The sequence below is a fragment of the Amycolatopsis sp. NPDC006131 genome, from assembly GCF_040614175.1.
Classification (GTDB): Bacteria; Actinomycetota; Actinomycetes; order Mycobacteriales; family Pseudonocardiaceae; genus Amycolatopsis_E; species Amycolatopsis_E tucumanensis.
Genome location: NZ_JBEXTX010000001.1, coordinates 156,148 through 174,059, shown reverse-complemented (window position 1 = coordinate 174,059; position 17,912 = coordinate 156,148). Strand labels below are relative to the sequence as shown.

Here is a 17,912-nt window from a genome sequence, read left to right as displayed (position 1 = left end):
TATCGCCGGAGGAAGTAGTTAATATCTAAACTACCTCGCGGGCCGCCGCGGCGCCACGCCGTTCCCTCGTCACCTTGACGAAGGACAGCATCACCGCGCAGACGACCAGGCACGCGATCGGGAAGTACAGGCCCACCGACACGTCGTCGGCGGTGGCGTTCTTGCCGATCACGTACGGCCCGAAGAACCCGCCCAGCGCGGCGATCGAGTTGATCGCGGCCAGCCCGACCGCGGTGTGCTCCTTGGACAGCACCCGCGAGGCCAGCGCCCAGTACGGCGCGAGGTAGCCGAGCACGCCGATCGCGACCAGCGACAGGCAGATCAGCGCCGCCACCGGGGTGTGCCGGAACTGGATCGTGCCGAACAGGCCGATCGCGGCCAGCAGCATCATCGCGACGACGTGCCCGCGCCGCTCCCCCGTCCGGTCGGAGTTGCGGGCCACCAGCAGCATGCCGGCCGCGCCGACGATCCACGGGATCACGCCGAGGAACCCGATGTTGGTCGCCGAGTAGGACGGGTCCATCTGCTTGACGATCTGCGGCAGGAAGAAGGTGAACCCGTACAGGCCGCACGCGGCGAACAGGTTCGCGAAGGCCATGTAGAGCACCTTGCGGTCCTTCATGACCCGCAGCTGGCCGAGGAAGGTCTCCTTCTGCTCGGGTGCGTAGTCGGAGTTGATCTCGGTCTCCAGCCACTCGCTCTCCTCGCGCGAGAGGAAACGCGCCTGGCTGGGCTTGTTCGGCAGGTAGACCAGGACGATCAGGCCGACCAGCACCGCGGGCAGGCCCTGCAGGATGAACACCCAGCGCCAGCCGGACAGGCCGAACCAGCTGATGTGGTCGAGGATCAGGCCGCCGGTGAGGCTGCCGAGGATCATCGCGATCGGTTGCGCGATCGCCAGCGTCGCGATGGCGCGGCCGCGTTCCTTCGGACGGAACCACAGCGTCAGGTACAGCAGCAGGCCCGGGTAGAGCCCCGCCTCGGCGACGCCGAGCACGATCCGCGCGATGTAGAGCTGCGGGATGTTCTGCACGAACCCGGTGACGGCGGTGACGATGCCCCAGCTGATCGCGATGCGCGCGAGCCAGATCCGCGCGCCGATCTTCTTCATGATCATGTTGCTGGGGATCTCGAACACCACGTAGGCGAGGAAGAAGATCGCCGACGCGGTGCCGAACACGGCCGTGGTGATCAGCAGCTCGTGCTGCATGCCCAGCTGGGCGTAGCTGATGTTCGACCGGTCCATGTAGTTGAACACGTACAGCAGCGCGACCAGTGGCAGGACTCTCTTGCTGACCTTGCGGATCGTCCGGCTGCCGAGTTCCCCGGCAGCGGTGGTTTCGCTCATGTCTCTCCTCGTTGAGTGTCTCGCGAAGTCAGGCCGCGGCGTTGACGCCGGCGAGGCGGCCCATGGTCAGGGCGTTGGCGACCGCGTTGCCGCCGCCGACGTAGCGCTGCCCGAGCACGCCGGCTCCGGCCTCGCCCGCGGCGAACAGGCCCGCGATGGCCTCGCCACGTTCGTCGCGCACCGCGGCGCGCGCGTCGATCTCCAGTCCGGCGTGCGTGCACACCAGCTCCGCGGGCAGCAGGCGCGCCGCGTAGAACGGAGGTTCGCCGATTGGGTCCGGGTGGCCGGCCGAGCCCTTGTTGGCGAGCGTGCGGTGCCGCAGGAACTCCGGGTCGTGGCCGGACGGCAGCTGCTCGTTCCACCGGCGCACGGTCGCGACCAGCGCGTCGGCGGGGATCCCGGCCTTGCCGGCCAGTTCTTCGAGGCTACCGGCGCGCAGCGTGCGCCCGGCTTCCGCCTCGGCCAGCACGTGGCCGGCGTCCCAGTGCGCGTACCCGGCGGGCAGGCTGCGGCGGGCGCGCTCGTCGAAGATCACCCACGCGGCGCCGCCCTGCCGCTCGATGATGCCGCTGGACACCGCGTAGGAGGCGTCCTCGTCCATGAACCGGCGGCCTGCGGCGTTGACGTAGATCCGCGACTTCGGCGGGAACCCGGACTGCCAGTGGTGCAGCCGCTGGAAGTAGGCGGTGGGCAGCAGCAGGCCCCAGCCGTCGCCGGTGACGCCCGCGCCGACCTGCTCGCCGAAGCGCAGGTGGTCACCACGGCTGCCCTCGGCGGCGACGACGAACAGGTCCTCGCCCGCCCGCAGCGCCGCCGGGTAGTAGCGGGCCAGCAGCTCCGGGTCCCGGGCGAAGCCGCCGCTGGCGACCACCACCGCGCCCGCCCGCACCTCGATGCCGTCGGCGACGACGCCGCGGACCCGGCCGTCGTCTTCGATGAGCCGCTCGACACGGGTGTTGAGGACGATCTCGACGCCCCGGGCGCGGGCGGCCTTGGCGAGCACCTGCACGACGCCGTAGCCCTGGTCCTTCGGCACGTGGCCGCGCCACACGTCCTCGACCCCGGCCTGGCACAGGCCCGGCGTGTGCGCGTTGCCGGAAACCTTCGCCGGGATCTCGACGCCGAGGCCGATCAGCCATTCCAGCGTCGGGCCCGAGTGGCGGCAGAACGCCTCGATCAGCCCGGGGTTGAGCTGCCAGGAGTTGAGGTCCATGTAGTGCTGGAAGAACCGCTCCGCGGAGTCCTCGACGCCCAGCGCGGCCTGCACGCTCGTGCCGGCGGCGGTGAACATGCCGGCGGACAGCTGCGTCGAGCCGCCGAGCTCGGTCTCGGACTCGAACAACAGCACCGACGCACCCCGCTCGGCGGCGGAGGTGGCCGCGGCGAGCCCGGCGCCGCCACCGCCGACGACCACCACGTCCCAGTCGTCGTTCATGCCAGGTCTCCTCCGGTCTCGGTGAGAATGCGGTGGTAGAGGCCGTTGGACACCAGGCCGCCGTCCACGGTGACCTCGCTGCCGGTCATGTAGCTGGACCTGTCCGAGAGCAGGAATAACACGGCCTCAGTGATCTCCGCGGGCTGCGCCATGCGCCCAGCGGGGATGCTGGCCACCGCGGATTCGACGAACGAGTCCGCACCGGCGAGCAGCGCGGTCTCGACGAGTCCGGGGTGGACGGAGTTGACCCGGATGCCCCACTTGGCGAAGTTGCCCGCGGCCGATTTGGACAGTCCGGTCAGCCCCCACTTGCTGGAGCTGTAGGCGGGCGAGAAGTAGCCGATCTGACCGGAGATCGAGGAGATGTTGACGATCGAGCCGCCGCCGGAGTCGCGCATCAGTCCGGCGACGGCCTTCATGCCGTAGAACGGGCCGGACAGGTTGATGTGGAGGACCTGTTCCCAGACCTCGTCGGTGGTGTCCAGGAACTCCAGGCGGCGCGAGATGCCGGCGTTGTTGACGAGGCCCGTGAGACGGCCGCGAGTTTTCCGGATTTCCTCGACGACGCGGGCCCACGCCCGGGGGTCGGTGACGTCCAGTGCGTGCGCGGACGCCGAGCCGCCGTCGTTCTCGATCTCCTCGACGACCGGGGTGGCGTCGGCGATGTCGGCCAGGCACACGTGCGTGCCGAGCTTCGCCAGGGCCCGGGCGTGGCTGGCGCCCATGCCGGCGGCGGCGCCGGTGACGAGCACCGTGTCCGGGTACTCAGACATGCCGCGACCCGCCGTCGACGGCGATGCTGTGGCCGGTCACGTAGCGGGCGCTGTCGGAGAGCAGGAACAGCAGCGGGCCGACGACCTCCTCGGGCGAGCCGAGCCGGTGCAGCGGGACGACGTCGAGCGCGTGCCGCAGCGCGGCCGGGTCCTCCTTGACCCAGCGGGTCATCTCGGTGTCGATGTAGCCGGGGGCGATCGCGTTGACCCGGATGCCGCGGTCGCCGAACTCGACGGCGAGCGATTCGGTGAGGTGCGCGACGGCGGCCTTGGAGGTGCAGTAGGCGGCCCGGCCGCGGCGGACGCGCACGGCGGACACCGACGACATGTTCACGATCGCGCTGCCGGGCTCCATGTGCCGGGCGGCGGTCTGCGCGCCGTAGAGGACGCCCTCGACGTTGACCGACAGGGTCGCGTTGATCTGCTCCGGCGTGATCTCGTCGGCGAGGGCGAACGGGAAGATGCCGGCGTTGTTGACCCAGAAGTCGATGCGCCCGAACCGCTCCAGCGCCAGCTGTGCCACGGTTTCGTGGTCCTCGGGCTTGGTGACGTCGATGCGGGCGCCGATGATCTGGCCGGGCTTGTCGCTGCTCGCGACTTCCGCGGTGAGTTCGTTCGCGGTCTCCAGCATCTGCTCTTCGTTGATGTCGGCGCCGACGACGTGCACGCCGCGGGTGGCCAGGGCGGCGGTGAAGCGCGCGCCCATGCCGCGGGCCGCGCCGGTGACGACCGCGACCTTGCCCGCGAATTCCGGGTAGACGGCCGTCGTCGGCTCGTGCTGGGCGCGTGTGTCGGTCATCGGTTCTCCTTCGTGTCGTCGCGGCGCACCGTCCGGCGGCGGATGCGCCACGTGCCCGCGTGGCGGACCAGGTGGTCGGTGATCGTGGTCAGGCGGAGGAGTTCGGGCGGGCTGTCCGGGAGGGTGCGCACGATCTGCAGGTAGGCGCGCGCGGTGAGGCCGTCGTCCGCGGGCGTGACGTGCAGGTTGGTGAGGACGTGCCGGGTGACGCCTTGGTGCGCGGCGAAGTCCTCGGCGAACCTGGTGAGCTCGGCGGTGCCGGTCACCGAAGCCGGATAGCTGGGTGAGTGGAACTCGCCGTCCGGGGTGAAGGTGTGCGCCCACTCGGTGGCCCGGCCCTCGTCGATGTAGTGGCTCTGCGCGCCGTACAGCTGGTGCACGAGCACGAGCGTCTCCACGTCCACGACGACCTCCTCCGGGGGCTTGCGCGCTGCGATTCGCGTGCTATTATCGCACGCAGCGTGCGAACTACGGAAACAGTAGGTCGCGGTCCGGTTCGTCGTCAAGGGGGTGCCCGCGTGTCCGAAGTCGACTCGGGGATGTCGAAAACGCTGCACAACGGGTTGCAGATCCTCGAGCTGCTCGTCGCGCACCCGCAGGGGATGACGCTGACGGAGATCGCCGAAGGGGTGGGCGTGCACCGGACGGTGGCGCACCGGCTCGTGCGGACGCTGGAGGCGCACCGGTTGTGCCGGCGGGACCGGTTCAAGCGGATCTCGCTGGGGACGGGCCTGGTGCGGCTGGCCGAGCCGGTGGAGCAGGACCTGCGGACGCTCGCGCGGCCCGTGCTGGAGGAGCTGACGGACCTCACCCAGGCGACGGCGCACCTGGTGGTGCGGGAGGGCGCGGACGAGGTGCGGATGCTGATGATCGTCGAGCCGCGGCAGGCGCGGATGCACGTGAGCTTCCGGCCCGGCCAGGTGGACCCGATCGACCGCGGTTCGGCGGGCCTGGCGCTGCTGGCCGCGGCGCCCGCGGCGGAGGGCGAGCGGGAGGAGGTCGCGCTGGCCCGCAAGCGTGGTTTCGCCGTGTCCTACGGGGAAATCGCACCGTCGATCATCGGGATCTCCGCGGTGGTGCCCGGGCGGGAGGTCAGCATCGGCCTGTCACTGTTCTCCGCACCCGACGAGGAGTCGCTGGGCCGCACGGTGGTCGAGGCGGCCCAGCGACTGGGTTCCTTGCTGCGGTAGGGAAAGTGCCGGCACGTGAACCAGCCACCGGGCGCGGCTGACGCGCTGCGGTGGCTGGTTCAGTTCGTTGAAGCCGCGGCGTCGGCGCAGCGGGCCAGTTACCGCCGTTGCGGGCCCGGCGCCGGCGCTGAGCTTCGTGCACAGCGCGGACCAAGTCCACGATGGTCGTGGGGTGTCCCCGCGGACGGCGAGCACGCTCCATGACCGCGCGACCGGTCGCCGGACTGTTCCCGAGTTCGCCGACTTCTCGACGCGACTCGGCTCGCTTAAGCCGCCGGGCGGACGATGATCTCGTTCACGTCCACCTCCGCGGGCTGCTCGATCGCGAACGTGATCGCCCGGGCGATCGCCGCGGCCGGGATCGCCCCCGCGCGGTACGTCCGCATGCCCTCGGCGGCCTCCGCGTCCGTGATGCTGTCCGCCAGCTCCGACTCCGTCACGCCGGGCGAGATCGTCGTCACCCGGATGTCCGGGCCCGTCTCCTGGCGCAGCCCCTCCGACAGCGCCCACACCGCGTACTTCGTCGCGCAGTAGACCGCCGCCGTCGGCACCACCTCGTGCGCCCCGATCGACGCCACGTTCACGAAGTGGCCGCCACCCTGCCGCCGCATCACCGGCAGCCCCGCCGCGATGCCGTGCAGCACGCCCCGGATGTTCACATCGATCATCCGGTTCCACTCGTCCAGCTTCAGCCGGTCCAAAGCGGACAGTGGCATCACGCCGGCGTTGTTGACGATCACGTCGACCCGGCCATGCTCGGCCACCGCCCAGTCCACGAAGGACCGCACGTCCTCCGCATCCGTCACGTCCAGCCTCCGGTACGAGCCGCCGATGCGCGCGGCCAGCTCCTTCAACCGCTCTTCCCGGCGCGCGCCCAGCACGACCTGGTGCCCCGCCGCCGCCAGCGCCTCCGCGGTGGCCGCGCCGATCCCGCTGCTCGCCCCGGTGATGACCACAACCGACATGGTGTTCTCCCTTCCGTCACACTCAGTTTCGGGAGACGGCCGGACGGCGACCAGGCCGCGACGTTCCTGGGCGCAGCGCACCCAGGCAGCCGCGGCGGCGGCGTGATCCTAAGCTCTACCCATGGCGAAGTACTTCGACGTGCACCCGGACAACCCCCAGCGCCGGTCGATCGGCCAGATCGTCGACCTGCTGCGGCAGGACGGCCTGATCGTCTACCCGACCGACTCCGCCTACGCCCTGGGCTGCCAGCTCGGCAACCGCGACGGGCTGGACCGCATCCGCGCCATCCGGCACCTCGACGACCGGCACCACTTCACGCTCGTCTGCCGCGACTTCGCCCAGCTCGGCCAGTTCGCGCACGTCGACAACACCGTCTTCCGCGCGATCAAGGCCGCCACCCCGGGCAGCTACACGTTCATCCTGCCCGCCACGAAGGAGGTACCGCGCCGGCTGCTGCATCCGAAGAAGAAGACCGTCGGCGTGCGCATCCCGGACCACGTCGTCGCGCAGGCGCTGCTCGACGAGCTGGGCGAGCCACTGGTCTCCAGCACCCTGCTGCTGCCCGACCACGAGGAACCGCTCACCCAGGGCTGGGAGATCAAGGACGAGCTGGACCACGTGGTCGACGCGGTGATCGACTCCGGCGACTGCGGCACCGAGCCCACCACGGTGATCGACTTCTCCAGCGGCGAGCCGGAGATCGTCCGAAAGGGTGCTGGGGACACCGCGCGGTTCGAATAGCTCTGGACATCGCCGCGTTCACGGGTCACGCTGGAAAAACGCACCCGTGATCCGCGAGGAGGCTGCGATGAGACTGGGCCGGAAGCTTGCCGTGGGCGTCGTCGAGGAATCCAAGGCCGAAGAGGTCATCCCGGTCGAGGAGCCGCGCGAAACCGCCGAAACCCCCGAACCGGAGCGCCCCGCCCCCGTCACCGCCGACCGCTGAGCCATGGCGGGCAGGCTGTCGTTGCGCCGCACGCCCCAGGAACGGCGCGATGTCCCGCTGCGCGGCTACAAGCTCGCCTACCCGATGCTCTCCGCCGACGGCACCGAGGCCGGGTTCACCGGGGTGTCGCTCGGCCGCACGCACGCCTACCGGGTGACAGCCGAGGCGAAGTGCGGGCAGAGCAGCCGTCACCAGAGCCCGTCCCGCCTGTGCGACTGCGGGTTCTACTGCTTCCACGAACTCGCCGACGCCCGCGCACTGGCCTGCGATCCGCAGTACCAGCAGAGCGTGCTGCTGGAGGTGGACGCCGCGGGGCGCTACTTCCTGTACGAGCGGGGCGTGCGGTACTCGAAGCAGACGGTGACGGCCGTGCACGCCGGGTTGTGCGCGTGCGGGTGGCCGGCGCAGGTGTTCGTGGCGACCGGCACCGGGGTCGTGGGGTGGCGCAAGCTGCTGCCGGTGTGCTCGACGTGCGCGGGCAACCGCCCGCCGCTCACGCTGGAGCACTTCAGCCGCCTGGCCGGGGTGCCGGTGCACCGGGACGACCGGGCGGTCGCCTTCACGACCGGCGCGACGACGTCGGCGCCGGAGCTGGTGCCGCTGCTGTCGGCGGAGGTCGCGCTGCTGCACGCGCGGCTCGACGAGCTGCAGACCCAGCTGGACAAGCTCACGAAGGGCAGTTGAGCCGCAGCCCGGGGCGGGTGGCTCCGAACGGCCGCCCCGCGCCGGTGCTCGGAAATGACCACCCCGGGCGATGGCTCGCGCGTGGCGGCGCGGCGCCCGCGTGGTTGAGCCGCAACCGAGTGGGTGACCCCGGAAAGGCCACCCCCCGGGCGAAGGGCTTGCGCACTGTCCCGGGCCGTCACTGCGGCGCGGCACCGGCGTAGTCGAGCCGCAAACCGAGTGGGTGAACCCGGAAAAGGCCACCCTCGGCGAGGAGCTCACACCGTCCAACGCCGCCCGACGCGCACGCAGTCGAGCCGCGACCCAGGCCAGGTGGCTCCGGGACAGCACCCCAGGCGGGTGGCTCCGGAACGGCCGCCCCGCGCCGGTGCTCGGAAATGGCCACCCCGGGCGGGTGGTTTGCGCGTGGCCGTCACCGCGGCGCGGCGCCCGCGTAGTTGAGCCGCAGGCCGGGGCGTGGCCAGTCCGCGGCCCAGAGCTTGCCGGTGCCGGACGCGGTGATGTACGCCGTCCTCAGGTCGGGGCCGCCGAAGCAGATGTTCGTCACGAATGGGTCCGGCTCCGGTGGGCGCACCACGTCCAGCAGCTCACCCGACGGGCTGAGCACGCTGATCCCGCCCGTCATGATCGTCGCCACGCAGATGTTGCCCGCCGAATCCACCGCGAGCGAGTCCAGCAATTGGTAGCCGCCGAAGCCATGCAGCAGCGTGGCGCCCGACGGGCCGCGCGCCCCACCCGCCGGACCGCGCACCCCACCCGCCAGGCCGCGCACCCCACCCCGCGCACGCGAGATCCGGCCCGGCCCGTCCACATCCCAGAACCACACCCGGCCGGTCACGGTCTCCGCCGCGTACACCCGCGAACCGTCCGGTGACAGGCCCACCCCGTTGAGCCCGGTGAAGCCATACGCGATCTCCTCGACCAGCGAGCCGTCCGCCCGCGCGTAGTACAGCCCGCCGCGGTCGCTGTCCCGCTCCCGCTGTTTGCCCAGGTCGGTGAAGTAGAACCCGCCGTGCGCGTCGAACACCAGGTCGTTCGGCCCGCGCAACGGCCTGCCGTCCACCGACTTGTACAGCACCGTCACCGAGCCGTCCCAGGACACGCGCTGGATGCTCCCGCCGCGGTAGTCCGGCGGCTGACCGCCGGGCATCGTCAGCCCGTCGCGCCGGTGCCAGGTGAAGCCGCCGTTGTTGCAGACATAGATCACCCCGTCCGGCCCGATCGCCGCGCCGTTCGGACCGCCACCGCAGTCGGCGACCACCGTGACCGACCCGTCCGGCCACACCCGCGACACCGTGCCGCGCTCGACCTCCACCACGAGCACCGAACCGTCGTCCAGCGCGACCGGCCCCTCCGGGAACCGCAGCCCGCTCGCGATGTCCTTCACGCCGTCTCCAGGTACTTCGGGTTCGCCACCAGCAACCGGTCCGTCACGTCGGCCCGCACCGCGGCGACCACGTCCGCCACCGCCACGGCGCCCGACCGCACCGCCCGCGCCAGCTCCGCGTGCGTCGCGAACCCCAGCGCCGCGAGCCGGTCCACGTGCCGCCGCTCCTGCCCAGCGCCCAAGCGCAACTCGCGCGACACGATGCCCAGCACGTTCGCCGCCACCCGCGCCTGGAACGACACCCGCCCCTCGGTGCCCGGCATGACGTCGGCCCGCAGGAACTCCGCCACCGCCTCCACCAGCTCCGCCGCGGTCGGCCTGCCGTGCAGGTCCGGCGCCGGATCCGGCACCGCGTCCACCGGGACGGCAGGCGTGCCGAGCGCCGTCAGCAGGTCGTGCTCCTGCTCGCACACCCGCCGCCCGACCGCCGCCAGCTCCACCGACCGGATCCGCCCGCTCAGGTGCCGGTCGGCCTGCCGCAGGCAGAGCACCGCCCACCGGAACGTGCCGAACACCTCCCACCAGTGCACCGCCGCGGGATCCGGGCGGAACCCGGCGACCTCGGCGTACCCGTCGAGCAGCTCCTCCCGCGTGCCGAACCCACCCGCGGGCAGCGGCGAGGAGAACCGCCACGCCTTGACGCACAACCAGCCGAGGTCCTCCAGCGGGTCACCGCGGTGCGCCAGTTCCCAGTCCAGCACCGCGGCGAGCCCGTCCGGGCCGATGATCAGATTGCCGGTGCGGAAGTCGCCGTGCACCACGGTGTCCCCCGCCGGCTCCGGGCGGTGGTCCCGCAACCAGCGCAACCCGATCTCCAGCGACGGCAACGGCTGGTCCAGCTCGTCGTACAACTCCACCAGCGACTCCAGCGGGTCCGCCGAGGGCAGCCCGGGCACGTCCGGCATGGCGTGGATGCGCGCCGCGACCCGCCCCAGCTCCGCGGCGAGCTTCGGCCGCACGTCCGCGAACTCCGGGTCCCGCAGCAACCGCCGGGGGATCGTCTCGCCGTCGACGTGCTCGGTGATCAGGTACGGCGAGCCGAGCACGTCCGGCCCGTGATCCACCAGCCGAGGCACCGGCACCCCGGCCTCGCGCGCGGCCCGGATCAACGCCGCCTCCCGCGCCATCTCCGCCGGGCGGCACTCTCCCGGCGGGTCCCGCCGCAGCACCAGCCGCCCGCCCGGCTCGGCGGTGAACGCCCAGGTCTCCCGGCTCGCCCCGCCGCTCAGCCGCCGCAGCCCGGTGATCTCCGCGCCCAGCCGCCGCCCGAGCGCCTCCGCCAGCTCGCTCATCGCTTGTCCGGCCCCGCGAACCCGAACAGGTAGCCGGCGATCTTGCGCATCTGGATCTCCTCGGCGCCCTCGGTGATCCGATAGCGGCGGTGGTGCCGGTAGATGTGCTCGAACGGGGTGTGCCGCGTGTAGCCGAGCCCGCCGTGCACCTGCATCGCGCGGTCGGCCGCGTCGCACACCAGCCGGTTGGCGCGGTAGTTGCACATCGACACCTTGTCGCTGATCAGCATGTGGTCGGTGCGGTCGAGCTCCCACGCCGTCTTGCGCACGAGGGTGCGCACCAGCTCGGCCTCGGTCTGCAGCTCGACCAGCGGCCACTGGATGGCCTGCCGTTCGGCGAGCGGGCGGCCGAACGTCCGCCGTTCCCGCGCGTACGCCACGCTGCGGTCGATGCAGTACTGCGCCGCGCCGACGCCGGAGGCGGCTTGCCGGATCCGGTTCTCGTGCACGAAGTGCTGTGCCAGCGCGAGTCCCTTGCCCACCTCGCCAAACACCGCGGCGGCGGGCACGCGGACGCCGGACAGCGTGACCTCGGCGTGGTCGGTGGGCATGTTGAACGTCCACCAGTGGAAATCGACGGAGAACCCGGGCGTGTCGGTGGGCACGATGAACGCGGTGATGCCGCGAGGATCGCCGCCGTCGCCGGAGGTGCGAGCGAAGATCACGTCGTGGGTCGCCGAGTGCAGGCCGGAGTTGAACCGCTTGGCGCCGTTGAGGATCCAGCCGTCGCCGTCCGGCACCGCGGTGGTCTCCAGCCAGGTCGCGTCGCTGCCGTGGTCCGGCTCGGTCAGTCCGAACGCGACCCGTTTGCGGCCGGTGATCATGTCCTCGACGAACTCGCTCTGCTGCTCCGGCGTGCCCGCGGCGAGGAACATGTGCACGAACGGGAAGTTGCCGACGACCGATGACTCGTTCTGCAGGTCGTTGTGGAGGCCGAGGCCCTTCGCGGCGAGGTGCTCGCGGATCACGGCCATGTCGAGGTTGCTGCCGTCGCTGCCGCCGACGGACTTCGGCAGCCCGTACCGGAGCCAGCCCGCGCGGTCGGCGCGCCGGAACATCTCCCTCAGCAGCTCCTCCCATTCGCGGCGCGGGGTGCCGCCCGCCTCGAAGTCGGTGCGGGCGAACTCACGGCGGTGGTCGAAGAAGCGCTCGTTGTCGTCTTCCCGTTGCAGCGGCCAGATCTCGTCTTCGAGAAACCGGTCCAGGTCGGCGAGCAGCTGCCGCAACGCCGCGGGCAACTCGAAGTCCATGGGGCAACTCCTTGCGTGGCGGGGGAAAACTGGGGCACTATCCGCGGATGACCAACCCGTTCGACCTCACCGGGCACGCATCCGTCATCACCGGCGGCAATTCGGGGATCGGCCTCGCGATGGCCGGCGCACTCGCCGCCGCCGGGGCCGACGTCGCGATCTGGGGCACCAACACCGAGCGCAACGAGGAAGCCGTCGCCGAGCTGTCCCGGCACGGCACCAAGGTCCTCGCCGTGCGCTGCGACGTCGGCGACGAGGACCAGGTGGAGTCCGCGATGACGCGCAGCGTGGAGGCGCTGGGGCGCCTGGATTCCTGCTTCGTCAACGCCGGTGTCGGCGGGGTCGGCAGCCGGTTCACCGAGACGTCGCTGGCGGAGTTCCGCCGCGTCACCCGCGTCGACCTGGACGGCGCGTTCCTGACCCTGCGCGCCGCGGCAAGGGTGATGCTGGCGCAGGGCACCGGCGGGAGCCTGGTCGGCACGTCGAGCGTCGCGGCGGTGCAGGGCCAGCCACGCGGGCAGGCGTACGCGGCGAGCAAGGCCGGGCTCACCGCGATGATCAAGTCGATCGCGGTCGAGCTGGCCCGGCACGGCATCCGCGCCAACGCGGTCCTGCCCGGCTGGGTGCACACGCCGCTGGCGGCCCCGGCGCTCGACTCGGAAGGGTTCCAGCGCCGGGTGCTGCCACGGATGCCGGTCGGCCGCTGGGGCAAACCCGACGACTTCGGCGCGCTCGCCGTGTACCTGGCGAGCCCGGCCAGCGCGTTCCACACCGCCGACACGATCACCGTCGACGGCGGCTACCTCAGCTTCTGACCGGGCCACCGGCTCACGGGGTCCCGGGGAAGGGCGGGACCCCGTCCGGGTAGTCGGTGCTGACGCGGCCGGGGAAGTCCGGCGCGCGCTTCTCCAGGAACGCCATCACGCCCTCCATCGCGTCCTTGCCCGCACCGAGCTGCAGCAGCGCGCTGGAGTCCGCGCGGTGGGCGTCCCACGGCGTCGGCGATCCGAGCATGCCCCACAGCAGCTGCCGGGACACCGCGACCGACACCGCCGACGTGTTGTCCGCGACCTCACGGGCGATCGCCGTCGCCGCGGGGATCAGCTCGTCCGGCGGCACGACCCGCGAGACCAGCCCGCCCGCGCGGGCCTCGGCGGCGTCGAACACCCGCCCGGTCGCGACCCACTCCATCGCCTGCGAGATGCCGACGACCCGCGGCAGGAACCACGACGACGCGGCCTCCAGCAGGATCCCGCGCCGCGCGAACACGAACCCGAACTTGGCGTTCTCACTGGCGATCCGGATGTCCATCGGCAGCGACATGGTCACGCCGACGCCGACCGCGGGCCCGTTGAACGCGCCGATGACGACCTTCTTGCACGCCGCGATCCGCAGCGCCACCGCGCCGCCGGCGTCGCGCGGCACGCCGTCGATCTCGCCGAACCCCTTCACGTCGCCGATCGCGTTCTTGTCGAACGTGCCCGCGCCGCGTTCGAGGTCCGCGCCCGCGCAGAACCCGCGCCCGGCGCCGGTCACCACGACCACCCGTACCGAGTCGTCGGCGTCCACCTCGTCGAACGCCGCGACCAGCTCGTGCGCCATCTCCAGCGTGAACGCGTTCAGCCGCGCCGGCCGGTTCAGCGTGATCGTGGCGATCCCGTCGGAGACCTCGTAGGTGATTTCGTCGTAGCTCACCGCACCGCCCATCGTCCCGTGTATTCCGCTTCCGTCTTGGTGAGGAACGCCTCGAACGCGGCGGGCGCGTCCTCGGTCGCGAAGTTCACCGTCTGCGCCCGCGCCTCGCCCTCCAAGGCTTCGCGCAGGGTCCGGCTCGCGCCCTCTTCGAGCAGCCGCTTGCTCAGCGCCAGCGCGACCGGCGGCGCCGCGGCCAGCTCGGCGGTCAGATCGTCCACAAAGGAATCCAGCTCGGCGGCCGTCTTGATCCAGGTGACCAGACCGAGGTCGTGTGCCTCGGCCGCGCCGATCATCTCGGCGCGCAGCGCGAGCCGTTTCGCCTGCTGCAGCCCGACGAGCCGGGGCAGCAGCCACGAGCCGCCGAAGTCCAGCGACAGCCCACGCCTGGCGAAGATCTGACTGAACCGCGCCCGCTCGGTGGCCACCACGAGGTCGCAGCCGAGCGCGAGGTTCCAGCCCGCGCCGACCGCGACGCCGTCGACCTTCGCGATCGTCGGCTTGGAGATCTCGTTCAGGGCCAGCGCGACGTCGTTGACCCGGTGCATCCGCGTCAGCGGGTGGTCCTTCCGAGCCGCGGACAGGTCGGCGCCGGCGCAGAAGTCGCCGCCCGCGCCGGTGACGACGACCACGCGCACGTCGTCGTCCCGTTCGGCGTCGCGGAACGCGTCGTACAACCCGTCCCACATCGGCTGGTCGATCGCGTTCTTGCGGTGCGGCCGGTTAAGGGTCACGGTCAGCACCGCGCCCGCCCGGTCGAGCAGCACCGGCTGGTCCGTCACTGAGCACCGTCCAGTCGCCCGGCGAGGCGAGCCAGCTGCGCGTCGTGGCCGCCGAACAACAGCTCGCTGCTCTTGGCCCGCTTGTAGTAGAGGTGCGCGTCGTGCTCCCACGTGTAGCCGATGCCGCCGTGCAGCTGCAGGCCGGACGCCGCCGCCGCGAAGTAGGCCGGCCCGGTGAACACCTGCGTGGTGGCCGCGGCCAGCGGCAGCGCCTCCCGGTCGTGGTCCGCGGCCCACGCGGCGTGCCGCAGCAGGGATTCCGCGCGTTCGCTGGTGCTGTAGAGGTCCGCGCAGGCGTGCTTGACCGCCTGGTACGAGCCGATCGCGCGGCCGAACTGCACCCGCACCTTCGCGTACTCGACCGTGGTTTCCAGCACCTTCGCGATGCCGCCGACCTGCTCGGCGGTCAGCGCCACGGACGCGAGGTCCCGCACCTCCTCCAGCACGGCGGCCGGGTCCGCGGTGTCCAGCCTGCGGGCCGGGGTCGCGGCGAACTCCAGCTTCGCCTGCCCGCGCGTGGGGTCCAAAGTGGTCAGTGTCGTCCGCTGCGCGTCCTCGGCCACGAACCACCCGTCGGCGGTGTAGACCACGAAGACGTCGGCGACGTCACCGGAGATGACGAACGGCGCATGCCCGTCGAGCACCCAGCCGCCGTCGCGTTCGGTGGCGCTCACCGGGGCGGGCCCCCACTCCGGCGAAACCGCCAGCGCGCCGATCTTCTCCCCCGCCGCCAGCGCGGGCAGCACCTCGGTGTCCCCCAGCGCCACCAGCGCGTCGACCGCCAGCACCGCGGAGGCGAAGAACGGCACCGGCGCGAGCGCGCGGCCCAGCTCTTCGAGCACCACGGCCCGTTCCACGTGACCCGCGCCCGCGCCGCCGAGCTCCTCGGGCACGACGAGCCCGGTCAGGCCGAGCTCCGCCAGGTGCCGCCACAGCGCGGCGTCGTAACGGTCGTCACCGTCCACGACGGACCGGACGTGGTTGTGGTCGGCGAGCAGTTTGCGCACCGTCGACCGCAGTTGCTGCTGTTCGGTGTCGAGCACCAGCTGCACGATCCCTCTCCTCTCAGGCGGGTCGCTGCGTGCCCACCCGCAGCTCGCGGAAGGGCACGTCGCGGTCGACGACGGGTTCGCGGGGCAGTCCGAGGATCCGGTCCCCGATGATGGTGCGCTGGATCTGGTCGGTGCCGCCGGCGATGCTCGACGACGGCGTCTGGTTGATCGCCAGCGCCAGTTCCTCGCCTGCCGGGTCGCCCGGTTCCCACGCCGTCGCGCGCGGCCCGGCGATCAGCCCGGCGACGGCGACGGCCTGCTGCTGCAGCTGGGCGCCGGCGAGCTTGGCGACCGACCCGCGCGCGCCCGGCGGCGACCCGGCCTCGGCCTCTTGCCGCAGCCGCACGTTGAACAGGGCCAGCGCCCGTTCCGCCGCGTAGAGCTTCGCGAGTTCGGCGCGCACCACGGGATCGGCGTCGCGGCCGTAACGGCGGGCGGTCTCGGCGAGGTTCGCGTGCGCCAGCGGGTCGTGCCGCTTGCGCACGAACCCGCCAATCGACACGCGCTCGTGGCCGAGCATGGTGACCGCGGCGAGCCAGCCCTGGCCGACCTGGCCGAGCACCGCGTCCGCGGGCAGGCGCAGGTTCTCGAAGTACACCTCGTTGAACGGCGCCCGCCCGGTCATGTCCTTCAGCGGCCGCACGGTGACCGCCGGGGCGTGCATGTCGATGAGGAACATGGTCAGGCCCTGGTGCTTGGGCACGTCCGGGTCGGTGCGGGCGAGCAGCGCGCCGAAGTCGGCCAGGTGCGCGACCGTCGTCCACACCTTCTGCCCGTTGATCACCCACTGGTCCCCGTCGCGCACCGCGCGGGTCTGCAGGCTCGCGACGTCGGACCCGGCGCCCGGTTCGGAGAACAGCTGGCACCAGATCTCGTCGCCACGCAGCAGCGGCGGGATGTAGCGCGCCTTCTGCTCCGGCGTGCCCAGGTCGAGGATCGTCGGCCCGCACATGCCCATGCCGATCCGGAACACCGAGTTGGGCAGGTCGTAGCGGGCCGACTCCTGGTCGAAGACCTGCTGCTCGGCCGCGGTGAGGCCCTGCCCGCCGAACTCCTTCGGCCAGGTGATTCCGGCCAGCCCGGCGTCGTACAACGCGGCCTGGAACCGCTTGGCGGTCGCCAGCTCCTCGTCGCCCGGCACGTTCTCGGCGAGCCAGGCGCGGACCTTCTCGCGGAACTCGGTCATGCGATCAGCTCCAGGATCGTGGCGTTGGCCTGCCCGCCGCCCTCGCACATGGTCTGCAGGCCGTAGCGGATGCCCGTGGCGCGCATGTGGTGCACGAGGGTGGTCATGATGCGCGCGCCGCTCGCGCCGAGCGGGTGGCCGAGCGCGATCGCGCCGCCGTGCGGGTTGAGGGTCTTGGCGTCCGCGCCGGTCTCGGCCAGCCAGGCCATCGGCACCGGGGCGAACGCCTCGTTGACCTCGAACACGCCGATGTCGGAGATCGACAACCCGCTGCGCTGCAGGGCTTTCCGCGTGGCCGGGATGGGCGCGGTCAGCATGATCACCGGATCGTCGCCGGCGAGCACGGCGGTGTGCACGCGCGCGATCGGCCGCAGGCCGAGCTCGGCGGCCTTCTCGCTGGTCGTCATCAGCAGGGCGGCGGCGCCGTCGCTGATCTGCGAGCTGTTGCCCGCGGTGATGACGCCGTCCTCGCGGAACGCGGGCTTGAGCCCGGCCAGCTTCTCCAGCGACCCGCCCCGCCGCACGCCCTCGTCCGCGGTGACGTCCGCGACCGGCAGCAGCTGCTCGTCGAACGCGCCCGCGTCCTGCGCGGCGGCGGCCTTTTCGTGCGAGGCGAGGGAGAACTCGTCGACCTGGGTGCGGCTGAAGCCCCACCGCTCGACGATCATCTCCGCGCCGATGCCCTGGTTGGGCCGCACCCCGCCGTAGCGGGCCAGCACCTGGTCGCCCAGCGGGTTCTTGCCCTGCGCCGAGAAACCCATCGGCACCCGGCTCATCGACTCGACGCCACCGGCCACCACCACGTCGTAGTGGCCCGCGATCAGCCCGGCGGCGGCGAAGTGCACGCTCTGCTGCGACGAGCCGCACTGCCGGTCGACGGTCACGCCGGTCACGCTCTCCGGCCAGCCCGCCGCCAGCACGGCGTTGCGGCCGACGTCGCCGGTCTGCTCACCGGCCTGGCTCACGCACCCCCACACGACGTCGTCGACGGCGGCCGGGTCGATCCCGGCCCGCTCGGCGAGGCCGCGCAGCACGTGCGCCGACAGGTCCACCGGGTGCACGCCGGACAGGCCGCCCTCACGCTTGCCCACGGGGGTGCGCACCGCTTCCACGATCACCGCGTCTCGCAC

At 72.0% G+C, this 17,912-nt stretch carries 19 protein-coding genes; 5 read left to right on the top strand and 14 right to left on the bottom strand.

Annotated features, from left to right (window positions below):
• Positions 1 to 25: 25 nt before the first annotated feature.
• From ABZ215_RS00860 to ABZ215_RS00840, 5 genes are read right to left on the bottom strand one after another with little or no spacing between them, the layout of a single operon-like run.
• Complete coding sequence (locus ABZ215_RS00860; protein ID WP_354946832.1) at positions 26 to 1,348, bottom strand: MFS transporter; 1,323 nt, start codon at positions 1,346 to 1,348, stop codon at positions 26 to 28.
• A gap of 28 nt (positions 1,349 to 1,376) precedes the next feature.
• Positions 1,377 to 2,783 carry an FAD-dependent oxidoreductase gene (locus ABZ215_RS00855; protein WP_354946830.1) on the bottom strand — a complete coding sequence of 469 codons (1,407 nt, stop codon included), beginning with the start codon at positions 2,781 to 2,783 and terminating at the stop codon, positions 1,377 to 1,379.
• Positions 2,780 to 3,556, bottom strand: a complete 777-nt coding sequence (locus tag ABZ215_RS00850; protein ID WP_354946828.1) for an SDR family NAD(P)-dependent oxidoreductase — start codon at positions 3,554 to 3,556, stop codon at positions 2,780 to 2,782. Before ABZ215_RS00850 ends, ABZ215_RS00855 begins: the two co-directional genes overlap by 4 nt.
• On the bottom strand, positions 3,549 to 4,355 hold the full coding sequence (locus ABZ215_RS00845) for an SDR family NAD(P)-dependent oxidoreductase (protein ID WP_020416731.1): 807 nt from the start codon (positions 4,353 to 4,355) through the stop codon (positions 3,549 to 3,551). The genes ABZ215_RS00850 and ABZ215_RS00845 overlap by 8 nt, the downstream gene beginning before the upstream one ends.
• Positions 4,352 to 4,759, bottom strand: a complete 408-nt coding sequence (locus ABZ215_RS00840; protein WP_354946826.1) for a nuclear transport factor 2 family protein — start codon at positions 4,757 to 4,759, stop codon at positions 4,352 to 4,354. The genes ABZ215_RS00845 and ABZ215_RS00840 overlap by 4 nt, the downstream gene beginning before the upstream one ends.
• A gap of 114 nt (positions 4,760 to 4,873) precedes the next feature.
• On the opposite strand from ABZ215_RS00840, the gene ABZ215_RS00835 reads away from it, so the two are divergent.
• Entirely contained in the window at positions 4,874 to 5,545 is a 672-nt protein-coding gene (locus ABZ215_RS00835) for a helix-turn-helix domain-containing protein (protein WP_354946824.1), read from the top strand.
• A gap of 266 nt (positions 5,546 to 5,811) precedes the next feature.
• Here ABZ215_RS00835 and ABZ215_RS00830 read toward each other — a convergent pair whose 3' ends face one another.
• On the bottom strand, positions 5,812 to 6,510 hold the full coding sequence (locus ABZ215_RS00830; protein WP_027935665.1) for an SDR family oxidoreductase: 699 nt from the start codon (positions 6,508 to 6,510) through the stop codon (positions 5,812 to 5,814).
• Positions 6,511 to 6,631: 121 nt separating this feature from the next.
• Between ABZ215_RS00830 and ABZ215_RS00825 the strand changes: the two genes are divergently transcribed.
• From ABZ215_RS00825 to ABZ215_RS00815, 3 genes are all read left to right on the top strand, one after another.
• The gene (locus ABZ215_RS00825) at positions 6,632 to 7,252 is read left to right on the top strand and encodes an L-threonylcarbamoyladenylate synthase (RefSeq protein WP_354946822.1); all 621 of its coding nucleotides are present in this window, start codon (positions 6,632 to 6,634) and stop codon (positions 7,250 to 7,252) included.
• Positions 7,253 to 7,319: 67 nt separating this feature from the next.
• The gene (locus ABZ215_RS00820; protein WP_157358430.1) at positions 7,320 to 7,457 is read left to right on the top strand and encodes a hypothetical protein; all 138 of its coding nucleotides are present in this window, start codon (positions 7,320 to 7,322) and stop codon (positions 7,455 to 7,457) included.
• A gap of 3 nt (positions 7,458 to 7,460) precedes the next feature.
• The gene (locus ABZ215_RS00815; RefSeq protein WP_354946820.1) at positions 7,461 to 8,141 is read left to right on the top strand and encodes a hypothetical protein; all 681 of its coding nucleotides are present in this window, start codon (positions 7,461 to 7,463) and stop codon (positions 8,139 to 8,141) included.
• A gap of 412 nt (positions 8,142 to 8,553) precedes the next feature.
• Here ABZ215_RS00815 and ABZ215_RS00810 read toward each other — a convergent pair whose 3' ends face one another.
• Genes ABZ215_RS00810 through ABZ215_RS00800 form a run of 3 tightly spaced genes read right to left on the bottom strand, consistent with a single transcriptional unit; the run spans position 8,554 to position 12,070 of the window.
• The gene (locus ABZ215_RS00810) at positions 8,554 to 9,528 is read right to left on the bottom strand and encodes an SMP-30/gluconolactonase/LRE family protein (protein WP_354946818.1); all 975 of its coding nucleotides are present in this window, start codon (positions 9,526 to 9,528) and stop codon (positions 8,554 to 8,556) included.
• On the bottom strand, positions 9,525 to 10,820 hold the full coding sequence (locus ABZ215_RS00805; protein WP_354946816.1) for a phosphotransferase family protein: 1,296 nt from the start codon (positions 10,818 to 10,820) through the stop codon (positions 9,525 to 9,527). Before ABZ215_RS00805 ends, ABZ215_RS00810 begins: the two co-directional genes overlap by 4 nt.
• Entirely contained in the window at positions 10,817 to 12,070 is a 1,254-nt protein-coding gene (locus tag ABZ215_RS00800) for an acyl-CoA dehydrogenase family protein (protein ID WP_354946814.1), read from the bottom strand. Before ABZ215_RS00800 ends, ABZ215_RS00805 begins: the two co-directional genes overlap by 4 nt.
• A gap of 47 nt (positions 12,071 to 12,117) precedes the next feature.
• On the opposite strand from ABZ215_RS00800, the gene ABZ215_RS00795 reads away from it, so the two are divergent.
• A complete protein-coding gene (locus ABZ215_RS00795; protein ID WP_354946812.1) occupies positions 12,118 to 12,885 on the top strand; it encodes an SDR family oxidoreductase in 768 nt (255 codons plus the stop codon).
• 13 nt (positions 12,886 to 12,898) lie between these two features.
• Here ABZ215_RS00795 and ABZ215_RS00790 read toward each other — a convergent pair whose 3' ends face one another.
• From ABZ215_RS00790 to ABZ215_RS00770, 5 genes are read right to left on the bottom strand one after another with little or no spacing between them, the layout of a single operon-like run.
• Positions 12,899 to 13,777, bottom strand: coding sequence for a crotonase/enoyl-CoA hydratase family protein (locus ABZ215_RS00790; RefSeq protein ID WP_354946810.1), 879 nt, complete (start codon positions 13,775 to 13,777; stop codon positions 12,899 to 12,901).
• Positions 13,762 to 14,544, bottom strand: coding sequence for an enoyl-CoA hydratase-related protein (locus ABZ215_RS00785; protein WP_354946808.1), 783 nt, complete (start codon positions 14,542 to 14,544; stop codon positions 13,762 to 13,764). Before ABZ215_RS00785 ends, ABZ215_RS00790 begins: the two co-directional genes overlap by 16 nt.
• Positions 14,541 to 15,596 carry an acyl-CoA dehydrogenase family protein gene (locus ABZ215_RS00780; RefSeq protein ID WP_354946806.1) on the bottom strand — a complete coding sequence of 352 codons (1,056 nt, stop codon included), beginning with the start codon at positions 15,594 to 15,596 and terminating at the stop codon, positions 14,541 to 14,543. Before ABZ215_RS00780 ends, ABZ215_RS00785 begins: the two co-directional genes overlap by 4 nt.
• 13 nt (positions 15,597 to 15,609) lie before the next feature.
• Positions 15,610 to 16,782, bottom strand: coding sequence for an acyl-CoA dehydrogenase family protein (locus ABZ215_RS00775; RefSeq protein ID WP_354946804.1), 1,173 nt, complete (start codon positions 16,780 to 16,782; stop codon positions 15,610 to 15,612).
• A complete protein-coding gene (locus ABZ215_RS00770; protein ID WP_354946802.1) occupies positions 16,779 to 17,912 on the bottom strand; it encodes an acetyl-CoA C-acyltransferase in 1,134 nt (377 codons plus the stop codon). Before ABZ215_RS00770 ends, ABZ215_RS00775 begins: the two co-directional genes overlap by 4 nt.

Excerpts from the sequence above, each read along its gene's own strand:
- ABZ215_RS00860 (WP_354946832.1), bottom strand. The coding sequence starts at position 1,348 with ATGAGCGAAACCACCGCTGCCGGGGAACTCGGCAGCCGGACGATCCGC.
- ABZ215_RS00855 (WP_354946830.1), bottom strand. The coding sequence starts at position 2,783 with ATGAACGACGACTGGGACGTGGTGGTCGTCGGCGGTGGCGGCGCCGGG.
- ABZ215_RS00850 (WP_354946828.1), bottom strand. The coding sequence starts at position 3,556 with ATGTCTGAGTACCCGGACACGGTGCTCGTCACCGGCGCCGCCGCCGGC.
- ABZ215_RS00845 (WP_020416731.1), bottom strand. The coding sequence starts at position 4,355 with ATGACCGACACACGCGCCCAGCACGAGCCGACGACGGCCGTCTACCCG.
- ABZ215_RS00830 (WP_027935665.1), bottom strand. The coding sequence starts at position 6,510 with ATGTCGGTTGTGGTCATCACCGGGGCGAGCAGCGGGATCGGCGCGGCC.
- ABZ215_RS00825 (WP_354946822.1), top strand. The coding sequence starts at position 6,632 with ATGGCGAAGTACTTCGACGTGCACCCGGACAACCCCCAGCGCCGGTCG.
- ABZ215_RS00820 (WP_157358430.1), top strand. The coding sequence starts at position 7,320 with ATGAGACTGGGCCGGAAGCTTGCCGTGGGCGTCGTCGAGGAATCCAAG.
- ABZ215_RS00815 (WP_354946820.1), top strand. The coding sequence starts at position 7,461 with ATGGCGGGCAGGCTGTCGTTGCGCCGCACGCCCCAGGAACGGCGCGAT.
- ABZ215_RS00805 (WP_354946816.1), bottom strand. The coding sequence starts at position 10,820 with ATGAGCGAGCTGGCGGAGGCGCTCGGGCGGCGGCTGGGCGCGGAGATC.
- ABZ215_RS00800 (WP_354946814.1), bottom strand. The coding sequence starts at position 12,070 with ATGGACTTCGAGTTGCCCGCGGCGTTGCGGCAGCTGCTCGCCGACCTG.
- ABZ215_RS00795 (WP_354946812.1), top strand. The coding sequence starts at position 12,118 with ATGACCAACCCGTTCGACCTCACCGGGCACGCATCCGTCATCACCGGC.
- ABZ215_RS00790 (WP_354946810.1), bottom strand. The coding sequence starts at position 13,777 with ATGGGCGGTGCGGTGAGCTACGACGAAATCACCTACGAGGTCTCCGAC.
- ABZ215_RS00775 (WP_354946804.1), bottom strand. The coding sequence starts at position 16,782 with ATGACCGAGTTCCGCGAGAAGGTCCGCGCCTGGCTCGCCGAGAACGTG.